Raw genomic sequence first — 17,434 nt, forward strand, 5'->3', positions numbered from 1 at the left:
GGAATCTCACGTCGCAAAGGAGCGAGCATGAGGCTGGACCACCAGACCCCCGCACGGGCACCGGACGGCAGTGCGGGTGACGCCGACTACGGGCGGATCGGCGTCGACTACACCGCCTACCGCCGGCCCGAGCCGCAGATCGCCGCCGCGATCCGGGACGCGCTCGGCCCGGCCCGGAAGGTCCTGAACGTCGGCGCCGGCGCCGGTTCGTACGAACCGACCGACGTGGACCTGGTCGCGGTCGAGCCGTCGGCGCAGATGCGCGCCCAGCGTCCGGCCGGCCTGGTCGAGGCGATCGACGCGACGGCCGAGGAGCTGCCGTTCGCCGACGGCACGTTCGACGGCGCGATGGCGACGTTCACGGTGCACCAGTGGCGCGACCTCGAGGCCGGCCTGACCGAGGTCCGCCGGGTGACGCGCGGATCGGTCGCCGTACTGACGTGTGATCCGACCCTGCTGCGGCGCTTCTGGCTGCACGAGTACGCGCCCGAGGCGATCGACACCGAGGCACGCCGCTACCCGCCGATCGAGCGGATCGCGGCCGCGCTCGGCGGTGGGCAGGCGTTCAACGTGCCGATCCCGCTGCTGTGCACCGACGGCTTCGGCGAGGCGTACTACGGACGGCCGGAGCGGCTCCTGGATCCAGGAGCTCGCCGGGCCAACTCCGCGTGGAGCTTCGTCCCGCCCGAGGTCCACGAGCGCTTCACCGAGCACCTCACCCGCGAGCTGGCCGACGGGACCTGGGACAGCAAGTACGGGCAGCTGCGCAACCAGCAGCACTTCGACGGCTCGCTGGTGCTGTTCGTCTCCGCCTGACAGCGGACGACCGCCGACGGGGGAGCTGGCTTTCCCCCGCCGGCGGCCCGCGTCAGGTGTTTCGTCCTGACAGTTCCTCGACCACCTTCAGCAGTGCCGAGTGGTCGAGGGATCCGTGACCCATGGCACGGGCCGCGGACACCAGTTGGGCGACCAGGCCGGTCACCGGCAGCGCGACGCCGGCCGCGCGGGCGGCGGACAGCGCGATGCCCATGTCCTTGTGGTGCAGGTCGATCCGGAAGCCGGGGGCGAACTCCCGGCCCAGCATCGTCGACGCCTTGAGGTCGAGGATCCGGTTCCCGGCCAGGCCGCCGGCCAGCACCTCGAGCCCGCGCTCGCCGTCGACGCCGGACGCCTCCAGCAGCACGATCGCCTCGCTGACCAGCGAGATGATCCCGGCCACCATGAGCTGGTTGGCGGCCTTCACCGTCTGGCCCGCGCCGTGACCGCCGACGTGCACAATCGTCCGGCCGAGGTCCTCGAAGATCGGCCGTGCCGTCTCGAACACGTCGGCCTCACCGCCAACCATGATCGACAGCGACGCCTTGATCGCGCCCTGCTCGCCACCGCTGACCGGCGCGTCCAGCACCTGTACGCCGTGCTCCGCGCCGACCCGAGCGACCTCCAGCGAGGTCTCCGGCGCGATCGACGACATGTCGATCAGCAGCAGCCCGGCGGGAGCCGACTCCAGTACGCCGCCCGCTCCGAGCACCACCTCGGCCACCTGCGGCGAGTCCGGCAGCATGGTGATCACCACCTCCGCGCCCGCGACCGCCTCGGCGATCGTCGGCGCGGGCTTGCCGCCGGCTTGCAGCAGCTTCTCGACCGACGCCGGTACGACGTCGTACCCGCTGACGTCGTACCCGGCCCGGACCAGATTGGCTGCCATGTGCGACCCCATGATCCCGAGGCCGATGAATCCGATCTTCCGCGCCATCACGAACCCACCGGGTCGAGACTCTGCTCGAGCGCGACCCGCATCAGTCGCGCGGTCTCGGACGGCGTCTTGCCGACCTTGACCCCGACCGCCTCCAGGGCCTCCTGCTTCGCGACCGCCGTACCGGACGAGCCGGAGACGATCGCGCCGGCGTGGCCCATCGTCTTGCCCTCGGGCGCGGTGAAGCCGGCCACGTACCCGACGACCGGCTTGGTCACGGACTCGGCGATGAACGCCGCCGCCCGCTCCTCCGCGTCGCCGCCGATCTCGCCGATCATCACGATCGCCTCGGTGTCGGGGTCGTCCTGGAACGCCCGGAGCGCGTCGATGTGGGTGGTGCCGATGATCGGGTCGCCGCCGATGCCGATCGCGGTGGTGAAGCCGTACTCGCGCAGCTCGTACATCATCTGGTACGTCAGCGTGCCCGACTTCGAGACCAGCCCGATCCGGCCCGGACCGGCGATGTCGGCCGGGATGATGCCGGCGTTGGCGAGGCCGGGGCTGATCAGGCCGGGGGAGTTCGGGCCGATGATCCGGGTCCCGTTCGCCTCGGCGTGCGCGAAGAACGCCGCGGTGTCGTGCACCGGGACGCCTTCGGTGATCACCACGACCAGGCCGAGGCCCGCGTCGACGGCCTCGATCACCGCACCCTTGACGAACCGCGGCGGCACGAACACCACCGAGGTGTCCGCGCCGGTCGACTTCACCGCGTCGGCGCAGGACCCGTAGACCGGGATCGAGCGCTTCGCGAAGTCGACCGACTGGCCGCCCTTGCCCGGCGTCACGCCGCCGACGATGTTGGTGCCGGCGGCAAGCATCCGGGAGGTGTGCTTCTGCCCTTCGGCCCCGGTCATGCCCTGCACGATGACCTTGCTCTTGTCGGTCAGAAAGATCGCCATCTGTCCAGCTCCTATCCGGCCTGCGCGGCCAGCTCGGCGGCGCGGTCGGCGGCACCGTCCATCGTGTCCACCACCGTCACCAGCGGGTGGTTCGCCGTGGCGAGGATCTTGCGGCCCTCGTCCACGTTGTTGCCGTCCAGCCGGACGACGAGCGGCTTGTTCGCCGTGGGGCCGAGCAGCTCGAGCGCCTGCACGATGCCGTTGGAGACCGCGTCGCAGGCGGTGATCCCGCCGAACACGTTCACGAACACGCTCTTCACCTGCGCGTCGCCGAGGATGATCCCCAGCCCGTTGGCCATCACCTCGGCACTGGCGCCGCCGCCGATGTCGAGGAAGTTCGCGGGCTTGACGCCACCGTGCGCCTCACCGGCGTACGCGACGACGTCGAGCGTCGACATCACCAGGCCGGCGCCGTTGCCGATGATCCCGACCTCGCCGTCGAGCTTGACGTAGTTCAGGCCCTTCTCCTGTGCGGCGGCCTCCAGCGGGTCGGCCGCGGCCTTGTCCTCGAAGGCGGCGTGGTCGACGTGCCGGTACGCCGCGTTCTCGTCCAGCGTGACCTTGCCGTCCAGCGCCTCCAGCGTGCCGTCGCCGAGCTTGACCAGTGGATTCACCTCGACCAGCGAGGCGTCCTCGGCGATGAACACCGTCCACAGGCTCTTCACCACCTCGGCGGCGCCGTCCGGGAAGCCGGCCGCGGCGACGATCTCGGCGGCCTTCGCGTCGTCGACGCCGACCGCCGGGTCGATGGAGATCTTCGCGATCGCGTCGGGGTTGGTGTGCGCGACCTCCTCGATCTCGACACCGCCCTCGGTGCTCGCGATACACAGGTAGCCGCGATTGGCCCGGTCGACCAGGAACGACAGGTAGTACTCGTCGGCGATGTCGGCCGCCGGGGCGAGCAGGACCCGGCGTACGACGTGCCCTTTGATGTCCATCCCGAGGATGTCCCCGGCGCGGGCGGTCGCCTCGGCGGGATCGGCGGCCAGCTTGACGCCACCGGCCTTGCCGCGGCCGCCGGCCTTCACCTGCGCCTTCACCACGACCCGGCCGCCGAGCGCCTCGGCCGCCGCGGCCGCGTCGGCGGCGTCCTCGACCACGCGGCCGAGGGTGACCGGCACGGCGTGCCGGGCGAAGAGTTCTTTGGCTTGGTACTCCATCAGGTCCACGGGGGCAGTCCTCTCCTCACACAGCACCTGCTTGGGCAATATGGCGACTGTATGCTGTATGCAAGTTCACACACAAGGGCTCTGGGGTCTGGACAAGAGGTAGCGGAGAGGAGTACCAAAGTTCCATACGGTATGCAGTAGTCAGGAGGCGATCATGACGGACGCGACCACCAGTACGCCTCCCCGGGACGTTCGGGACGTGTACGGCCGCCGGTACCGCATCGGCGAAGACGCAACTGAACTGACCGGGCGCTCCCGCCGGTGGCAGCTGTGGGCAGCCTGGGCCTGCATGGCGGCGATCAGTCCGCTGCAGTACTCCTTCGGGGCGGCCGCGCTCGGCCTCGACTCGGGCCGGGCCTGGGGCACGGTCCAGACGATGTGGCTGCTGGCCGTCTTCGTGGCCTTCCAGGCGCTCGTCGCCATCCCCGCCGCCTGGCTCCAGCGCGTACGCCGGGTGACGCCGACCCAGCTCGTCGTCCTCGGTGGGTTCCTGGCCGCGGCCGGGCTGGTGACGCTCGCGCACGCCGGCAGCTACGTCGGCGCGTTGTTCGGGTACGCCGTCGTCGGCGGCGCCGGAGCCGGGCTCGTCTACTCCGCGTGCATCACCACGGCGGCGCGGTGGTTCCCCGACCGACGGACGTCGACGATCGGGTTCGTCACCGGCGGGTTCGCCGTCGGCGCGGTGCCGAGCATCGCGCTGCTCACGATCTTCGAGACCACTGGGGGTCAGCGCTACGTCTTCGACCTGACCGCGGTCGTCGCCCTGCTGATCGTGATGACCGCGGGCGGCCTGCTCAAGGACCCGCCGCGGCACTGGTGGCCGGCCGACATCGACGCTCAGGCCTGGGCCGTCGACCGCACGCTGAACCGCAGCATCCCGAACAACCTGCCCGCCGTGCGCTACTACCGTCCGGCCGAGGCGATGAGGACCGGCGCGCTGCCGCTGATGTGGCTGACGCTGGCGATCAGTACGGCGCTGTCGCTGTTCGGCATCGCGTTCGTGGTCAGCTACGCGACCGAGGCCCAGCTCGGTGTCGCCGTCGCCGGACTGGCCGCCGGACTGCTTGCCGCGGTCAACGGTCTCGGGCGGTCCTTCGCGGGCACGCTGTCCGACCGGTTCGGACGGCGGCGCGTGCTGGCCGCCGTACTGATGGTCGAGGGCTTCACCCATGTCGGTCTGGTGCTGGCTGGGGAAGCCGGGGCAGGCGTCGCATTCGTGCTGTGCGCGATGTTCGCCGGACTCGGCGGCGGTGCCTTCTACGCGATCATGGCGAACCTCGTGCTGGAGTTCTTCGGCGAGAACAGCCTGCTGCAGAACCAGTCGATCCTCTACAGCGCGAAGGCCGTCGGCGGCCTGGTCGGTGTCGGCGTCGCCGCGGGCCTGGTGGCCACGGTCGGCTACCGCCCCGTCTTCCTCGCGGCCGGCGCGCTCGGGCTGATCACCGCGCTGATCGTCCGCTTCCTGAAGCAACCCGGACGGCCTGCGCTGTCGGTGAGCTCCCACTTGGGTACGCCGGTAGCCGGCGCGATCAGGCCGGGCGAGTGAGCCGGACAGAGGTGGGCGCCGACCTCAGTTCCGAGTATGCCTGGGTGCGTCGCCCGGAACCCTGTGTTCTCGAGCTCGTCTCCAAGCTGGCCCGGGAGCCCTGGACGGACCGGCCGACTTGCGTGCATCCGGTCCTCGGGTCGGTCGCGCGGGCTGTGCACGACCACTGCAGCCCGCGCGGCCGGCGGGAATTGTTGCCGTTGGCCCCTTTGTTCCTCGACACCGCGCGGACAGGTTTCGACCTGTCCGCGCGGCTGGTCGCGCTGTGTGTGTCGAGCGCAGTGGCGGGTCCGGGGGAGTGCGGCGATGACGAGCACCGGCGACTGCGGAACGCGCAGGAGACCGCGTGCTACCTGCTGGCCGGCCGGTCGGGTGCTCCGCCCGGCAGACCCGCGCGCTGGTGGCTGCCCGCGTTGGACCGGCTGAAGCTCAGTGAGCCGTTCTACCGCACGGTTGTCGCGACCGAGCACGCCGCGGAAGCAGTCGTGGTCGCCGCCCGGGGCGACGACCACGACGTACGACTGAAGAGGCTTCTACGTCAGTGCCTCTCCCTCGCGTCCTAAGGAGTCCGGCGGCCCGGTGCGCCGAGACCTTCGTGGTCGACGTCGCCGGCGCCCCACAGTCCGTGCTCGCGGTCGTCGTCGGGAATGACCATCAGCTCCTGGCGGTGCGGGGCGCGGACCTGCTGCTCGAGCCGGCGCAGGTCGGCCGTGCAGCGCGCGAGGTCGTCCATCAGGCGCAGGACGTCGAGGTGCGGGCCGAGGCGAATCCTCAACTCCGCAACGGCTCTGTCCAGTGCCTGGATCGCCTGCCGGGTGCGGTCGAGGTCCTCGTTGACGGTCATCGCGGCTCCTTGCTCGACGGGTGCGACCTCTGGACAACGGAAAAACCGTGCGATATGACTACACCATACGGTATGCAATCTACGAAGTGTCTGCCTTTCCTGAGGAGATGACTGCACAGATGGCCCAAACAGTGTCCGAATCGAACGCGGTCGCGAACCCGACCGAGCCGGAGCCGAAGGCCGCCACGATCTCGGGCGGGCACCTGGTGGCCAAGGCTCTGAAGGCCGAGGGGATCGACGTGATCTTCACCCTCTGCGGCGGTCACATCATCGACATCTACGACGGCTGCGTCGACGAGGGCATCGCCGTCGTCGACGTCCGGCACGAGCAGGTCGCCGCACACGCGGCCGACGGCTACGCCCGGATGACCGGCAAGCCGGGGTGCGCCGTGGTGACCGCGGGTCCTGGTACGACGGACGCCGTCACCGGTGTGGCCAACGCGTTCCGCGCGGAGAGCCCGATGCTGCTGATCGGCGGCCAGGGCGCGCTGAACCAGCACAAGATGGGGTCCCTGCAGGACCTGCCGCACGTCGACATGATGACCCCGATCACCAAGTTCGCGGCCACCGTGCCGCACACCGCGCGGGTCGCCGACATGGTGTCGATGGCCTTCCGCGAGTGCTACAACGGCGCGCCCGGCCCGTCGTTCCTGGAGATCCCGCGCGACATCCTGGACAACTCCGTACCGGTCGACTCCGCGACCGTGCCGGAGGCCGGCCGCTACCGCGGTTCGACGAAGTCGATCGGTGACCCGGCCGCGGTCGAGGCGCTGGCCGACCTGCTGGCCCGCGCCGAGAAGCCGGTCGTGCTGCTCGGGACCCAGGTCTGGACGTCGCGCGGCAGCGACGCGGCGATCGAGTTCGTCCGCAAGAACAGCATCCCGGCCTTCATGAACGGCTCGGCCCGCGGCACCCTGCCGCCGGGCGACCCGCACCACTTCCACCTGTCGCGGCGCTACGGCTTCAACAACGCCGACCTGATCCTGATCGTCGGGACGCCGTTCGACTTCCGGATGGGCTACGGCCGCCGGCTGCCCAAGGGCGCGACCGTGGTCCAGATCGACATGGACTACCGCACCGTCGGCAAGAACCGCGACATCGACCTCGGGCTGGTCGGCGACCCGGGCGCGATCCTGGCCGCCGTCACCCAGGCCTCGTCGGGCCGGGTGCAGAAGGCCGGCGACCGCAAGGCCTGGTTCAACGAGCTGCGGGCCGAGGAGGACGCGGCGTACCAGAAGCGGCTGCCCAAGCAGCTGTCGGACGCCAACCCGATCCACCCGCTGCGGCTGGCCCACGAGATCAACGAGTTCCTCACCGAGGACTCGATCTACATCGGCGACGGCGGTGACATCGTCACCTTCTCCGGCGGTGTCGTCCAGCCCAAGTCGCCCGGCCACTGGATGGACCCGGGCCCGCTCGGCACCATCGGCGTCGGCATCCCGTTCGTGATGGCGGCCAAGTACGCCCGTCCGGACAAGGAGGTCGTCGCGCTGTTCGGTGACGGTGCCTTCTCGCTGACCGGCTGGGACTTCGAGACGCTGGTCCGGTTCAAGCTCCCGTTCGTCGGGGTGGTCGGCAACAACTCCTCGATGAACCAGATCCGCTACGGCCAGGAGGCCAAGTACGGCCACGACCGCGGCCGGATCGGCAACACCCTCGGCGACGTCAAGTACGACGAGTTCGCCAAGATGCTCGGCGGCTACGGCGAAGAGGTCCGCGACCCCAAGGACATCGGGCCGGCGATGCAGCGGGCCCGCGAGTCGGGGCTGCCGTCACTGATCAACGTGTGGGTCGACCCGGACGCGTACGCGCCCGGAACGATGAACCAGACCATGTACAAGTAGCGATCCCCGGTGTGCGGTCCGTACGCCGTACGGACCGCCACCCAGTACTGGAGGACCACTATGGGTAAGGCCCTTGAAGGTGTTCGCGTACTCGACATGACCCACGTGCAGTCGGGACCGTCCTGCACCCAGATCCTCGCCTGGCTCGGCGCCGACGTGGTCAAGCTCGAAGCGCCGACCGGTGACATCACCCGCCAGCAGCTGCGCGACCTGCCCGACGTCGACAGCCTCTACTTCACGATGCTCAACTGCAACAAGCGCAGCATCACCTTGAACATGAAGTCCGAGCGTGGCAAGGAGATCTTCACCGACCTGGTGAAGAACTCCGACGTCCTGGTGGAGAACTTCGCCCCCGGCGCGATCGACCGGATGGGCTTCACCTGGGACCGGCTGCAGCTGATCAACCCCGAGCTGATCTTCGCCTCGATCAAGGGCTTCGGCCCCGGCCGGTACGAGGAGTTCAAGGCCTACGAGGTGGTCGCCCAGGCGATGGGCGGCGCGATGAGCACGACCGGGTTCGAGGACGGCCCGCCGCTGGCCACCGGCGCTCAGATCGGTGACTCCGGCACGGGCATCCACCTGGTCGCCGGCATCCTGGCCGCGCTGTACCAGCGGACCGTCACCGGCAAGGGCCAGCGGGTGAGCGTGGCGATGCAGGAGGCCGTGCTGAACCTCACCCGGGTCAAGCTGCGCGACCAGCAGCGGCTCGCGCACGGCCCGCTGAAGGAGTTCCCGAACGACACCTTCGGCGACGAGGTGCCGCGCTCGGGCAACGCCTCCGGCGGCGGCCAGCCCGGCTGGGCGGTCAAGACCGCGCCCGGCGGCCCGAACGACTACATCTACGTGATCGTCCAGCCGCCCGGCTGGGCCCCGATCGCGAGCCTGATCGGCAAGCCCGAGCTGGCCGAGGACCCCGACTGGTCCACGCCCGCGGCCCGGCTCGACAAGCTCGACAAGATGTTCGCGCTGATCGAGCAGTGGACCGAGCAGCACACCAAGTTCGAGGTGATGGAGAAGCTGAACGCGCTGAACGTGCCGTGCGGCCCGATCCTGTCCACCAAGGAACTGATCGAGGACGAGACGCTGGCCGAGCTCGGTGCCGTGGTCGAGGTCAAGCACCCGGCCCGGGGCGCGTTCAAGACCGTCGGCTGCCCGATCAAGCTGTCCGACTCGCCGGTCCAGGTGGAGACCTCACCGGGCCTCGGCGAACACAACTCCGTGATCTACGGCGGCCTCGGCATCGACACCGCCGAGCTGGAAGAGCTCAAGGCCGCCGGCGTCGTCTGAACGCCGTACCGACAACCCACGCTAGGGAGCTTCAGGCAATGACCTATGACAAGGCAGCAGTCCAGTCCATCCTCGACCAGGCTCTGGCGGAAGGCCGCACCTCGCTGAGCGCACCCGAGGCCAAACTGGTCGCGGACGCGTACGGCATCCCGACCCCGGGAGAGGGCCTGGCCACCACTGCCGAGGGCGCCGCGGGCCTCGCGGCCGAGATCGGTTTCCCGGTCGTCCTGAAGATCGTGTCGCCCGACATCCTGCACAAGACCGAGGCGGGCGGCGTGGTGGTCGGTGTCGACAGCGCCGAGGCGGCCAAGACGGCGTACGACCAGATCGTCGGCAACGCGAAGGCGTACGACGCCAGCGCCTCGATCACCGGCGTGCAGGTGCAGAAGATGCTGGTCACCGGCGGTGACGTGCAGGAGGTCATCGTCGGCGCGGTCACCGACCAGACGTTCGGCAAGATCGTCGCCTTCGGCCTGGGCGGTGTCCTGGTCGAGGTGCTCAAGGACGTCACCTTCCGGCTGGCGCCGACCTCGCCGGACGAGGCCCGCTCGATGATCGAGGGGATCGGCGCGCACGAGATGCTGAACGGCGTCCGTGGTGCCAAGCCGGTGGACAAGGAGGCGATCGCCCGGATCATCACCAAACTGTCCGACCTGGTCGAGGACTTCCCGCAGTTCGCCGAGGTGGACCTGAACCCGGTGCTGGCCGGACCGGACGGCGCCACCGCGGTGGACTTCCGGATCATCGTGGACGCCGAGGCCGGCAAGCCGGTGGAGCGCTACACCCAGGAACAGATCCAGACCGCGATGACCCGGATCATGAAGCCGCGGGCGGTCGCCGTGATCGGCGCCTCGAACGAGGACGGCAAGATCGGCAACTCGGTGATGAAGAACCTGGTCAACGGCGGCTATCAAGGCGACATCTACCCGGTCAACCCCAAGGGTGGCGAGGTCCTCGGGCTGAAGGCGTTCCCGAGCATCACCGACATCCCGGGTGACGTCGACGTCGCGGTGTTCGCCGTACCGGCCAAGTTCGTCGGCGGCGCGCTCGAGCAGTGCGGCCAGAAGGGCGTCGCGGGCGCGATCCTGATCCCGTCCGGGTTCGCCGAGACCGGCGAGCAGGAGCTGCAGGACGAGGTCGTGGCGATCGCCAAGAAGCATGACGTGCGGATCCTCGGGCCGAACATCTACGGGTACTACTACCTGCCGGAGAACCTCTGCGCGACGTTCTGTACGCCGTACGACGTGAAGGGCAGCGTGGCGCTGTCGTCACAGAGCGGTGGGATCGGGATGGCGATCCTCGGGTTCAGCCGGTCCAGCCGGATGGGCGTCTCCGCGATCGTTGGGGTAGGCAACAAGGCCGACATCGACGAGGATGACCTCCTGACGTTCTTCGAGACCGACGACAACACCAACCTGATCGCCATGCACCTGGAAGACCTCAAGGACGGCCGGGCCTTCGCCGAGACCGCGGCGCGGGTGTCGAAGAAGAAGCCGGTGGTCGTGCTGAAGGCCGGCCGCACCGACATGGGTGCCCGGGCGGCGAGCTCGCACACCGGCGCGCTGGCCGGCAACGACAAGGTGTACGACGACATCCTGCGCCAGAGCGGCGTCGTCCGCGCCCCGGGCCTGAACGAGATGCTCCAGTACGCCCGGGGCATCCCGCTGCTGCCGACCCCCAAGGGCGAGAACGTCGTCATCATCACCGGCGCCGGCGGCTCGGGCGTCCTGCTGTCGGACGCCTGCGTCGACAACGGCCTGCAGCTGATGGCGATGCCCGACGACCTGGACGCCGCGTTCAAGAAGTTCATCCCGCCGTTCGGTGCCTCCGGCAACCCGGTCGACATCACCGGCGGCGAGCCGCCGTCGACGTACCGGAACACGGTGGCGCTGGGCCTGCAGGACGACCGGATCCACGCCCTGATCCTGGGCTACTGGCACACCATCGTCACCCCTCCGATGGTGTTCGCGAAGCTCGTCGCCGAGGTGGTCGAGGAGTACCGGGCCAAGGGCATCGACAAGCCCGTGGTCGCCTCGCTGTCCGGCGACGTCGAGGTCGAGGAGGCCAGCCAGTACCTGTTCGAGCACGGCGTGGTCGCCTATCCCTACACCACCGAGACGCCCGTCCAGGTGCTCGGCGCCAAGTACCGGTGGGCCCGCAACGCGGGACCGCTCGGGTCTTGAGTCCCCGCCACTCCACACAGTAGAAAGCCGGTGATGCGTTTGGGCCGGGGGGAAGTGCACGGGGGAGCCGTAAGTCTCGTCAAGCTGGCGTCGATATAAGGAGTCCGCCTTGGACGTCACAAGCAAGACCTCAGAAGTACCCGAAGAGCCCGCGGCGGCCGCCGGGACCGAGCGCGTCTGGAAGGCCGGCCGGCTCGAACCGATGCCGATCCGGCCCCTGCCGCCGGCACCGCCTTCCCTGCACATCCTCGGTCCGACCGTCTTCCTGGTCGCGCTGGGCGTCGGCATGGGTGAGTCCTACATGTGGCCCCGGCTCGTCCTGGTGTTCGGTCCGGACATCCGGTGGCTGTTCCTGGTCGGTGTCACCCTGCAGGCGTTCGTGCTGCTGGAGATGGCCCGGTACGCGATGGCGACCGGTGAGTCGATCTTCTTCGGCGCGGCCCGGATCTTCAAACCGATGATGTGGTTCTTCTACGTCGCGGCGATCCTGATCTACATGTGGCCCGGCCACCTGTCGGCCGGCGCCTCGGCGTTCGAGGAAGTCAGCGGCATCCCCTGGCAGGCGACAGCCTGTGTGGCGCTGGTCTTCGTGGGGGTGCTGTTCAGCCTGCTGTCGGTGATCTACAACTTCCTGGAGAAGTTGCTCGGCTTCCTGATCGGCCTGCTGGTGGTCGGGACGTCGGTGATCGCGGCCATCGTCGGCCAGTGGGGCGACCTGGCCGACACCATCCAGGGCATGTTCGCGTTCGGGTACTTCCCGGACAAGGCCCTGTCGTCGGCGTGGTTCCCGATCGTGGTGGGTTCGATCGCCTTCGCCGGCCCGTCCGGCATGCAGCAGATGTGGTACACCCTGCAGCTGCGCGACTCCGGGGCCGGCATGGGCGCGCACATCCCGAAGATCCGCGGGCTGCGGTCGTCCGGCGAGGCCGAGGCGATGCCGTCGCGCGGCTTCATGTTCGACACCGAGGACCCCGAGGAGATGAAGAAGTGGAAGGGGTGGCGCAAGTGGGTCACCTTCGATGCGCTGCTGCTCTTCTGGGGCATCACGATGCTGGTCACGATCTCGTTCACGGTGCTCGCGCTGTCGGCGGCCCGGGAGAACCCGAACGTGGCCGGCCTGATCGAGGGCGGGGACCGCGAGGCCGCGCTGAAGGCGATGTCCGACGCCTTCGCCTCGGCCGGCAGCCCGTTCCTGGGCTCGCTGTTCTTCGGCTTCATCGCGCTGATCGGTCTCAACGCGACGCTCGGTCTGTTCGACTCGTTCAGCCGGGGCCAGGCCGACATGACGTACTACTTCATCCCCGGGGCCAAGCGGTTCTCGATGTCGAGGATCTACTTCGGGTTCCTGTGGGGCGTCATCGTCTTCGGGATCCTGATCCTGCTGTTCGGTCCGGCCGACGGACCCGCCGGAATCCTCGACGTCCTGGCGTTCTTGTCCACGTTCGCGATGGGCGCGTACTGCATCGTGTTGCTCCTGGTGAACAACAAGTTGCTGCCCAAACCGATCCGGCCGGGGCCGCTGCGCAACGTCATCATCGGGTTCGGCGCGGTCTTCTACCTCGGCATGCTGTTCTACAGCCTGATCCGCTTCGGCGTGGTCCTGGACTGACATGACCACCGAGACGAAGATCCACCAACTCGTGGAGTTCACGCTCCCGGCCTCCGTGGTCGGGATCTCGGCCGGCCTGATCGCCGCGCTGCTGGGCGGCTTCGCCGGCCAGCCGCTCGGCTGGGCCGCGATCACCGGACTCGGCCTGGCGGTGCCGCTCGTCGTCCTCGGCATCGGGTACTCGGCCCTGGTCGGTCTCGGCAAGGCGCCGGCCGGGGTGTTCGCCCCGGCCGCCGCCTACTGGGCGATCGGGTTCCCGCTGGCGATGCTGGTGCACGCGATCACCACCGAGTGGGCGGTCACCGGTACGCCGGGACTGCCCGACCAGCCGCTGCAGTTCCTGGCCTTCCGGGCGCTGCTCAGCATGGGGTTCGCGATCGGGTTCCTCTGGATGCACGAGCAGGTCGGCCGGCACTGGTGGCCCCGCATCATGGAGCACAACGTGTACGCCCAGCACACGGTGGAGCAGTACGTCCACCTGGCCGAGTCCATGGAGGCCCGCAAGCAGGCCGCCGCCCGGAACCGGAAGAAGCGGAAGGCGCACGTCTGACCCAGGTTCGTCAGGGGTGTCCCACCCTGTTCCCGCATCACACGCCGCCCGCGACTGCCCTGCCAGCCGCGGGCGGCGGCGTACCCGGCCCTGCCCGCCGGGTGTGCTCGAGCACCGTGGAGGAGAATCATGAACGTTTCGCTGTCGGCGTGGATCATCACCATCGCCGCCCTGCTGGCCCTGCTGGTGCTGGACTTCCTGATCGTGGCCAGGAAGCCGCACGAACCGTCCCTGCGCGAGGCGACCCTGTGGGTGTCCTTCTACGTCGGCATCGCGCTGCTGTTCGGCGTCGGCCTGACGGTCGCCGCCGGCGGTGAGTCCGGTGGGGAGTTCTTCGCCGGCTGGCTGACCGAGTACTCGCTGTCGGTCGACAACCTGTTCGTGTTCATCATCATCATGGGCAAGTTCGCCGTGCCCCGGCAGTACCAGCAGAAGGTGCTGCTGGTCGGGGTCGCGCTGGCGCTGGTGATGCGCGGGATCTTCATCGCCGTCGGGGCGGAGGCGATCTCGCACTTCAACTGGGTGTTCTACATCTTCGGCGCGTTCCTGCTCTACACCGCGTGGAAGCTGGCGACGTCGCACGACGACGAGGACGAGTTCAAGGAGAACGTCGTGCTCGCGAAGGTGCGCAAGGTGGTGCCGACCACCGAGACGTACCACGAGGCGAAGCTGACCACCCGGATCGACGGCAAGCGGTTCGCGACGCCGATGCTGATCGTGATGATCGCGATCGGGACCACGGACCTGCTGTTCGCGCTGGACTCGATCCCGGCGATCTTCGGGCTCACGCAGGAGCCGTATCTGGTGTTCACCGCCAACGCCTTTGCCCTGATGGGGTGTTGCGGCAGCTGTTCTTCCTGATCGGCGGGCTGCTGGATCGGCTGGTCTACCTGTCGTACGGGCTGTCGGTGGTGCTCGGGTTCATCGGCGTGAAGCTGATCCTGGAGGCGCTGCACCACAGCGGCGTGAAGTGGGCGCCGGAGATCCCGATCGTGGTGTCGCTGTCGATCATCCTCGGCACGCTGGTGGTCACGGCGGTGCTGAGTCTTGTGAAGTCGTCGCGGGACGAGAAGGCGAAGGCCAGAGAAGAAGAGGTTGCCGGAGTCGAGTGAGGTCACCAAAGAACGCGCCCCGGCGGACCTTCGGTCCGCCGGGGCGCGGGGGTATGGGAAGGGGGGCCTGGCCGCCGGGGCTCGTCGGCTTCGCCGACGTCGATCAGTCGGTGGTGCGGCGGCGTCTGGTGGCCGGCTTCTTCTCCGGGGCCGGGGTTGCGGGAGCTTGGCCGGACTGGAGCTCGTGATACGCCGTACGGGTGTGTTCGGTGTGCTCGCGCATGATCTGGGCGGCCTTGTCCTCGTCGGCCTCGCTGATCGCCTTGACCAGGCGGGCGTGCTCGCGCCAGGAGGCGGCGCCGCGGACGGGGGCGACGGGGGTGTAGTACCAGCGGACGCGGCGATCGACCTGGCCGGCGAAGTCGACCAGGAAACGGTTGCCGGACATCGCGGTGATCATCGCGTGCAGCTCGCCGTTGGTGCGCACCGCGCCGTCGATGTCACCGGACTCCTGGAACGCCGTGCCGACCTTGCAGAGCTCCTTGAGCTGCGCGACCGCCTCCTTGGTGGCGTGCCGGGCCGCGAGCCGCGCGGACTCCGACTCCAGCGCGGCCCGCGCCGCCAGGAGCTGGTCGACCTCGTCCTCGGCCGGGACATGGACCATCGCGCCGAAGCCGGGGCGCAGGTCCACCCAGCCCTCGTTGTTGAGCCGCTGGAGGGCCTCACGGACGGGCTGGCGGGAGACGCCGAGCATGCCGGCCAGCTCGACCTCGACCAGGTGCCGGCCGCGCTCCAGCGTGCCGTCGATGATCATCTCGGTGAGGGCCTCGTAGACCGACTCGCGCAGCGGTGTCGGCCGCTTGACGTGCCGAACGCCGGGGGAGTCGGCGGAGGAATCCGGGCCCGCGCTGATGGTGGTCATGAGGTCCTTCCCGAACAACGTGATGGCACTTGGTAGACAGTCTACCAAGTGCCAGGTCTGTTGCCACGCTCTTCGTTGAGCTAGCGGATTTTCTTGTGGTGGAGCCTGACGGTTCCCGTCCTGCTCCCGGTGCTCCGGATCCATGGATCGTGTCCCGCGGGGAGTCCGCCGCCGCGGTCCGGATCCAGGTGCCGGCGGGTGCCGGTCATCCGTGCCCGGAGCACCGATTCGGGGTGTGGGTCAGGCCGCTGTCGTCTCACGCACGGGCTGCTGGGCCTCGTCGTCGCGCCGGGTCTCGTGGGCCCGGTCGATGTCGGCGTCGAGGTTCAGTTCCCGCCGCAGCTCCGGGGAGTCCGGGAACTGCCGGCGAGCTGCGAGAGCGCCGAACCTACGGGTGAAGATCATTTCTTCCTCTCTCTCTAAATACTGGCTACTGCATACATTCAACCAGAGGGATCTGGGCGTTATGCCCGGATCTCACGTGATCCCGGTAACACGGTGTCCCTACGGGTTCTCACGACTTCGCCGAGTAGGAGTGCGCGCCGGCTCCGGCCAGCCGGCCGCCGTCGACGATCAGGTACTCGTCGCGGATCGGCGTCCGCGCGAACCACGACTCGAGAATCTCGCGCGTCCCCGCGGCGTACCGGGTCTGCGCCGACAGCGACGAGCCGGAGATGTGCGGCGTCATGCCGTGGTGCGGCATCGAGCGCCACGGGTGGTCGGCCGGTGCGGGCTGCGGGTACCAGACGTCCCCGGCGTACCCGGCGAGCTGTCCGCTCTCCAGGGCCCGTACGACGGCGTCGCGGTCGACGATCTTGGCCCGGGCGGTGTTGATCAGGTAGGTGCCGCGCTTCATCGTCGCGAGCAGCTTGTCGTCGAACAACCCCTCGGTCTCCGGGTGCAGCGGTGCGTTGATGGTCACCACGTCGCAGTGCGGCACCATGCTCGCGGTGTCGGGGTGGAAGGTCAGGTTGAGCTCGCGCTCGACCGACTCGGGCAGCCGGTGCCGGTCGGTGTAGTGCAGCTTCATGTCGAACGGCGCGAGGCGGCGCAGGACCGCGAGCCCGATCCGGCCGGCCGCGACGGTGCCGACGTGCAGGCCTTCGACGTCGTACGAGCGGGAGACGGCGTCGGCGATGTTCCAGCCGCCGTCGGTGACGATCTGGTAGGAGGGGATGTAGTTGCGGACCAGGCCGAGCGTCATCATCACCACGTGCTCGGCGACGCTGATGCTGTTGGAGTAGGTGACCTCGGCAACGGTCACGCCGGCCGCGATCGCGGCGTCCAGGTCGACGTGGTCGGAGCCGATACCGGCCGTGATCGCCAGCTTCAGGTGCGGCGCCTTCGCGATCCGCTCCGCGGTCAGGTACGCCGGCCAGAACGGCTGCGAGATGACGATGTCGGTGTCGGGCAGCTCACGGTCGAGGACCGAGTCGTCGCCCTCCTTCGACGAGGTCACGACCAGCGTGTGGCCCTGGCTCTCCAGGAAGTTCCGCAGGCCGAGCTCGCCGGACACGCTGCCGAGCAGCGCGCCGGGCCGGAAGTCGATCGCCGACGGGGACGGCGCGGTCTGTCCGCCGGGGTAGGACTCGATGACCGGTACGTCGTCGCGCGCGTACGACGTCGGGTAGCCGTCGGTCGGGTCGTCGTACAGGACGCAGAGGACCTTCGCCATGGTGAGCAACTCCTTGTTCTGAAGGGGTTTCCGTCCCTTCAGCCTGGCGGTGACGAGGCCGCCAGGTCCAAGACTTGCTCGCTATGTCGGGATAGCGGGCG

At 69.1% G+C, this 17,434-nt stretch carries 15 protein-coding genes and 1 pseudogene; 9 read left to right on the plus strand and 7 right to left on the minus strand.

Features of this window, described 5'->3' with window-relative positions:
* The first annotated feature begins 27 nt into the window (after positions 1-27).
* Complete coding sequence (locus HDA39_RS00415) at positions 28-816, plus strand: class I SAM-dependent methyltransferase (RefSeq protein WP_184793247.1); 789 nt, start codon at positions 28-30, stop codon at positions 814-816.
* Positions 817-868: 52 nt separating this feature from the next.
* Here HDA39_RS00415 and HDA39_RS00420 read toward each other — a convergent pair whose 3' ends face one another.
* The 3 genes from HDA39_RS00420 to sucC are packed head-to-tail and all read right to left on the minus strand — an operon-like array spanning position 869 to position 3,821.
* On the minus strand, positions 869-1,753 hold the full coding sequence (locus HDA39_RS00420; RefSeq protein WP_184793248.1) for a 2-hydroxy-3-oxopropionate reductase: 885 nt from the start codon (positions 1,751-1,753) through the stop codon (positions 869-871).
* Positions 1,753-2,652, minus strand: coding sequence for a succinate--CoA ligase subunit alpha (sucD, locus tag HDA39_RS00425; RefSeq protein WP_184793249.1), 900 nt, complete (start codon positions 2,650-2,652; stop codon positions 1,753-1,755). The genes HDA39_RS00420 and sucD overlap by 1 nt, the downstream gene beginning before the upstream one ends.
* An 11-nt stretch (positions 2,653-2,663) precedes the next feature.
* Complete coding sequence (sucC, locus tag HDA39_RS00430; RefSeq protein ID WP_184793250.1) at positions 2,664-3,821, minus strand: ADP-forming succinate--CoA ligase subunit beta; 1,158 nt, start codon at positions 3,819-3,821, stop codon at positions 2,664-2,666.
* Positions 3,822-3,975: 154 nt separating this feature from the next.
* Here sucC and HDA39_RS00435 point away from each other — a divergent pair, with 154 nt between their 5' ends.
* A complete protein-coding gene (locus HDA39_RS00435; protein WP_184793251.1) occupies positions 3,976-5,367 on the plus strand; it encodes an OFA family MFS transporter in 1,392 nt (463 codons plus the stop codon).
* 44 nt (positions 5,368-5,411) lie between these two features.
* Positions 5,412-5,930, plus strand: coding sequence for a hypothetical protein (locus HDA39_RS00440; RefSeq protein WP_184793252.1), 519 nt, complete (start codon positions 5,412-5,414; stop codon positions 5,928-5,930).
* Here HDA39_RS00440 and HDA39_RS00445 read toward each other — a convergent pair.
* The gene (locus HDA39_RS00445; RefSeq protein ID WP_184793253.1) at positions 5,927-6,211 is read right to left on the minus strand and encodes a hypothetical protein; all 285 of its coding nucleotides are present in this window, start codon (positions 6,209-6,211) and stop codon (positions 5,927-5,929) included. The two genes, HDA39_RS00440 and HDA39_RS00445, sit on opposite strands and share 4 nt — an antisense overlap.
* Before the next feature lie 107 nt (positions 6,212-6,318).
* Between HDA39_RS00445 and HDA39_RS00450 the strand changes: the two genes are divergently transcribed.
* The 6 genes and pseudogenes from HDA39_RS00450 (at position 6,319) to HDA39_RS00475 (ending at position 14,796) form a co-directional block, all read left to right on the plus strand.
* Positions 6,319-8,055: a thiamine pyrophosphate-binding protein gene (locus tag HDA39_RS00450; protein WP_238355949.1), complete on the plus strand. Its 1,737-nt coding sequence runs from the start codon at positions 6,319-6,321 to the stop codon at positions 8,053-8,055.
* Between the two features lie 60 nt (positions 8,056-8,115).
* Positions 8,116-9,342: a formyl-CoA transferase gene (gene frc, locus HDA39_RS00455; RefSeq protein ID WP_184793254.1), complete on the plus strand. Its 1,227-nt coding sequence runs from the start codon at positions 8,116-8,118 to the stop codon at positions 9,340-9,342.
* A 38-nt stretch (positions 9,343-9,380) separates the two neighbouring features.
* Entirely contained in the window at positions 9,381-11,525 is a 2,145-nt protein-coding gene (locus tag HDA39_RS00460; protein WP_184793255.1) for an acetate--CoA ligase family protein, read from the plus strand.
* A 109-nt stretch (positions 11,526-11,634) separates the two neighbouring features.
* The gene (locus tag HDA39_RS00465) at positions 11,635-13,134 is read left to right on the plus strand and encodes an Nramp family divalent metal transporter (RefSeq protein ID WP_184793256.1); all 1,500 of its coding nucleotides are present in this window, start codon (positions 11,635-11,637) and stop codon (positions 13,132-13,134) included.
* A 1-nt stretch (position 13,135) separates the two neighbouring features.
* Positions 13,136-13,684, plus strand: coding sequence for a hypothetical protein (locus HDA39_RS00470; RefSeq protein WP_184793257.1), 549 nt, complete (start codon positions 13,136-13,138; stop codon positions 13,682-13,684).
* Between the two features lie 129 nt (positions 13,685-13,813).
* Positions 13,814-14,796, plus strand: a pseudogene (locus HDA39_RS00475) (TerC family protein).
* A 103-nt stretch (positions 14,797-14,899) separates the two neighbouring features.
* On the opposite strand, the gene HDA39_RS00480 reads toward HDA39_RS00475, so the two are convergent.
* The 3 genes from HDA39_RS00480 to HDA39_RS00490 form a co-directional block, all read right to left on the minus strand.
* Positions 14,900-15,658, minus strand: coding sequence for a GntR family transcriptional regulator (locus tag HDA39_RS00480; RefSeq protein ID WP_184793258.1), 759 nt, complete (start codon positions 15,656-15,658; stop codon positions 14,900-14,902).
* Between the two features lie 240 nt (positions 15,659-15,898).
* Complete coding sequence (locus HDA39_RS00485; RefSeq protein WP_184793259.1) at positions 15,899-16,063, minus strand: hypothetical protein; 165 nt, start codon at positions 16,061-16,063, stop codon at positions 15,899-15,901.
* Positions 16,064-16,172: 109 nt separating this feature from the next.
* Positions 16,173-17,333 (minus strand): NAD-dependent formate dehydrogenase, encoded by a 1,161-nt coding sequence (locus HDA39_RS00490; RefSeq protein ID WP_184793260.1) that lies wholly within the window; start codon positions 17,331-17,333, stop codon positions 16,173-16,175.
* Between the last annotated feature and the right edge of the window lie 101 nt (positions 17,334-17,434).

Source organism: Kribbella italica (assembly GCF_014205135.1).
Classification (GTDB): domain Bacteria; phylum Actinomycetota; class Actinomycetes; order Propionibacteriales; family Kribbellaceae; genus Kribbella; species Kribbella italica.